At 55.9% G+C, this 4,492-nt stretch carries 4 protein-coding genes and 1 pseudogene; all 5 read left to right on the top strand.

The window, feature by feature from the left end; genetic code table 11:
- Positions 1-870 (top strand): annotated as a pseudogene (gene tssI / locus GWQ22_RS20880) (type VI secretion system tip protein TssI/VgrG); the annotation flags it as partial.
- Position 871: 1 nt separating this feature from the next.
- The gene (locus GWQ22_RS20885; protein ID WP_275931548.1) at positions 872-1,597 is read left to right on the top strand and encodes a DUF4123 domain-containing protein; all 726 of its coding nucleotides are present in this window, start codon (positions 872-874) and stop codon (positions 1,595-1,597) included.
- A gap of 292 nt (positions 1,598-1,889) precedes the next feature.
- Positions 1,890-2,105 carry a hypothetical protein gene (locus GWQ22_RS20890; protein WP_275931549.1) on the top strand — a complete coding sequence of 72 codons (216 nt, stop codon included), beginning with the start codon at positions 1,890-1,892 and terminating at the stop codon, positions 2,103-2,105.
- Between the two features lie 115 nt (positions 2,106-2,220).
- Positions 2,221-2,736, top strand: a complete 516-nt coding sequence (locus tag GWQ22_RS20895) for a hypothetical protein (protein ID WP_275931550.1) — start codon at positions 2,221-2,223, stop codon at positions 2,734-2,736.
- Positions 2,737-2,738: 2 nt separating this feature from the next.
- Positions 2,739-4,492, top strand: a 1,754-nt coding sequence (locus GWQ22_RS21910) for a hypothetical protein (RefSeq protein ID WP_345893650.1), incomplete at its 3' end; no start/stop codon positions are given.

Genomic DNA, 4,492 nt, shown 5'->3' on the forward strand with positions numbered 1-4,492 from the left:
AGAGCTCCTGCTGGGTGCGGGTGAGTCAGGGTTGGGCCGGTGGCCAATACGGCATGATGGCGATCCCGCGCATCGGCCACGAAGTTATCGTCTCATTTCTGGAAGGCGACCCTGACCAGCCCATCGTCACGGGCCGCACCTTCCACGCCACCAACCGGCCACCTTACGAGCTGCCCGCCAACAAGACCCGTACCGTGCTGCGCACCGAGACCCATCAGGGTGAAGGCTTCAACGAGCTGCGCTTTGAAGACCAGGCCGGACAGGAAGAGATTTACATCCACGGTCAGAAAGACCTGAACGTGCTCATCGAGAACGATGCGGCTTGGCACATCAAGCACGACCAGCACACCGATATCGACAACGAGCGGGTCACCCGCATCAAGGCCAACGACCACCTGACGGTGGAAGGCGAGAAGCGCGACCACATCAAGGCTGACTACTCCCTCACAATGGATGCATCGCTCCACCAGAAAATCGCACAGGCGCTATTGGTGGAGGCGGGTCAGGAAATTCACTTCAAGTCGGGTCAAAAGGTCGTGCTGGAGGCTGGAGCTGAAATCACCACTCAAAGTGGGCGGCAGTTTTGTGAAGGTTGACCCCAGTGGCGTCACCTTGGTCGGTCCCTCCATCAAGATGAACTCTGGCGGTAGCCCTGGTAATGGGTCCGGCTGGGGTGGACAGGCCCCATTCTTACCGAAAGTTGTCGCTACGGAACCCTCTCCGGAGCATGTCACTATCGTGCCACAAATCGCCACCCAGACGAGTGCTGAAGCCTTGTTGAAAACACTTCCGCCCATGGAAAAACCTGTCTGCATCCCTTGCATGCTGAGAGCCATTGCTCAGGGCGATGCCGTGGTGAAGGGAGAGTAAGATGCTACCTGAATCAATCTGGCGTGAAGGAAAGGCAGTTGCTCTGATCGAAGCGGCCCATCTTAGTGCCGAGCAGCGAGAGAAGATGAGTGAGGGGCTGTTTTTGCCGCTCTACCTGCACGATGACCTGTTTGATCTGGTCAATCTTGGCCCCTGGCTCTGGCAGTGCTCACAACAGGATGAAGGCTTGCTGGCTGAACTCGCCGAGCAGGGGCATGTCGTGGGGCTGATTGACAGCGAGCGACCTGTGGAAACACTGCAAGAGCAGTTGGCGCTTGGGGCAAGAGTGATAGAGCCGGGTGGCAAGTACAGTATGCTGCTGCGGTTCTATACCCCTGACGCCTTGCCCTTGCTGCTTGAGCAGCAGGATGCCCCCTGGCTTGGCGGTATCTTTGGTGGCATCAGTCGTTGGTGGCTGCGGGAGTGCAATGGCAACTGGCGTGAGCTGGTCTTGTCTATCCCCCCGGCAGAACCAGTTCTGGTGCAACTGACCCCGGCACTCTATCAAGCATTGGAAGGATCACCGCAAGCCCATCGACTGCTGGCTCTCTGGCAATCAGGGGATAATATTGCTCAGTTTCCGCCCTGTGAGCGGATGGCCATGGTTCGCAAGGCGCTCGACAAGGCCAAGCAGGCAGGGGCAACCGACGCTCAGTTAATGCTCTGGGGATTGGCCTATCTGGAAGGTGGGCGCTTAGCCTTGGAACAACTCAAGCAATCAGCATGACAGTAGAAAGAAGCCTGCCACGACTTATTTCCACCATGACCACTGCTGCTTGGAATCTAATGCCCCGCTGGGGACGCTAGCTGAGTGCCATTGTGCTGGTGCTCTGGCTGGGATGGGCGTTTCTGTTACAGGAGCGACATGGCGGGGCCGCTATCGTGCTCATGTCGGTGATCGATCGCCCCATCAGTTACGTCTATGTCAATAGCAAGATGGGGAGCAACACGTTTGCATTTGACGGGGTCAGTGCCGCGGGGGCGGTAGTGCTGGCCCCTATGAGATCGATGGCGATACGGTGAAGATCGACTGGGAACTCGATATGACCGAGGAGCAAGAAAAAGCAGGCTACCGATTTGAAAAACACTCGCTCACCCTGCCCATGCCCAAGCGGGAAAAGGGGCAGAATAACTTTCATGTCCTCTTTTTGCCCGACAACAAAGTGATGGTGCGATGGGGGGGGGCTGAGCCTGTGATGAATGACGTGATTGATACCTATCGTACGAGGAAATAGTGATGGTGGATAGGGATGACTTGCAGTGCCGGGTAGATCGAGAAGAGAGCCTCCATCAGGCGGGGACCAGCTCGCTGGTTGAGCGTTCGGCCCAGGAATAACAAAAGAGACAAGCATGACAGTAGAAAGAAGCCTGACACGATTTATCTCCACGATGGCCACGGCTGCGTGGAACTTGATGCCCCGCTGGGGACGCTGGCTGAGTGCCATTGTACTGGTGCTCTGGCTGGGATGGACATTTCTGTTACAGGAGCGGCATGGCGGGGCCTCTATCGTGCTCATGTCGGTGATCGACCGCCCCATCAGTTACGTCTATGTCAATGGCAAGATGGGCAGCAACACGTTTGCGTTTGATGGATTCGGTGCCGGCGGAGGTGGACGTGCAGGCCCCTATCGAATCGACGGCGATACGGTGAAAATCGATTGGGAACTCGATATGACCGAGGAGCAAGAGAAAGCAGGCTACCGATTTGAAAAACACTCGCTCACCCTGCCCATGCCCAAGCGGGAGAAGGGGCAGGATGATTTCTGTGTATTGGTGCTGCCTGACAATACCCCGATGATTCGTTGGGCCCATAGCTGCCCTGTTGAGCTGGATAGCATTGTTGATACCTATCGGACGAGGAAATAGTGATGGTGGATAGGGATGACCAAAAGTGTCGTATTGATCGAGAAGAGAGTCTGCATAAGGCGGGGATTGGCACCTGCTCGCTGGCGTTGCAAATAGGTTTCTTCTTCGATGGCACCAAGCGGAATATCTACATAGATGAAGAGATCCAACGGCTGACCAATGTGGGACGTCTGTTTCGAGCCCATCCGCTTGAGGTAAAGGCTCCACTCATCTCGTCCTATTCATACGCCAAGGTTTACATTCCCGGTTTGGGCACAGAGCTCAACGATACGACAGCTGAGCGACTGGACAGCATTCTGGATGCAAGGCAGCAGGCGTTGGCTGGCGATTACCTCGACGATTTGAAAGGTCAGGCTAAAGAAACTGTGGTCGAGGCCGTCAAGGGGGATTGGAGCAAGGTTCTGACCAATAAGCTAGGCGACATGCTGACCCTGAAGAGCGGTTTCGAGGCATCCGTCTCAGCGGCCAAAAATGCGGCCAAACGAGCACTGGTCGAAGCGGTAGCTCCCATCCGGGATAATCCGTTGGTCGCCGACCTGCTGATGACGGGGGTGGATGCAAGGGTCGATTATGCCAAGAACAATTTCAAACTGGCCATTTCTGATGTGAAGAAGCTTAACCAGCTTCCCATCAAGTTGATCCAGGTATCGGTCTTCGGGGCCGATCTGGGGGCGGCTCTGGCTCGCCGCTTTATCGAGGAACTGCTGGAGTCGGTCTGTACCAAGGTGGGCAACGAGTACCGCTTCGAGGAGAGCAAGGTCGAGGTGATCTTCGCTGGCCTCTTCGACAGCTCACGGCGTAGTCTGCTCGACATGGGTGACACTGTTGCGGAGGTATCTGACTGGGCAGGTCTGTTGACCAAAAATCCGGCTGGCGTGCCGTTAGGCGTGGTGGCGGGCGCCAAGGTAATTGACTATAACAAGCCCCTTCACCCAGCCGTCAAGCGAGCCCTGCATCTGGTGGCCGCCCATGAGCGGCGAGATTATCGCCCACTGCTACCCCTTGGGCCGCTCAAGCTAGGTTGGCGGGAGGAGCTCTGCCCTGGCATCAGCGAAGATGTTACTGGGGGCCTGTTGCCCAACGAACAGCGGCCCAGTGCCGAGCTTTGCCGGGTGCCGCTTAGAAAGATGTTTGATACCGCTCGTCGGGCTCAGGTGCCGTTCCCAAACTTTCGTACTTTGGAAAAAACATCCCGCAAAGTGGCGAGCTACTTCGTTATGCTGGACAACCTGGCCGGACGCTCCGTGCAAGATTTTAGCGACCATTACCAGAAGTGGGCCGGTCGGGTCGACCCGACTCCGGCTGGGTTCGAACGGCATATGACTTGTTACTGCACATGGCTGGGAGAAAAGCTGTTCGACTACCGTGCTCGCCTGAAAGTGGCCAATGGTAGCGAACGTGATGAACTCAAGGAGCGTTGGGGCTGGCTTGAGCAGGTAGGAAAGGATGCCGATGACATCGTGATGTGGCAACGCTACCAGAGCAAGACTGTACAGGCCGCGAAATATGTAAAGTACTTTAACGAGTCTCAACGGGTACCACGTGAAGTGGATGCTTTCTTCAACTACTTCATGCATGACTTCAGCTCGAAGGAGCTCAAGTTCGCCACACTCGACGCTCAGGCCAACACCCAGGGCGAGAGCGTGAACATATTGTTAAAATTCACCCAATTTGTTGAGGCCAGCATTGAGTACCTTTTCCAGGTATTCACTGCTCATTCCTGCAATCTTTTGCTTCCGTCTGATGCTCGCTTTGC

This window comes from Aeromonas sp. 1HA1 (assembly GCF_029237385.1).
Lineage (GTDB): Bacteria > Pseudomonadota > Gammaproteobacteria > Enterobacterales > Aeromonadaceae > Aeromonas > Aeromonas popoffii.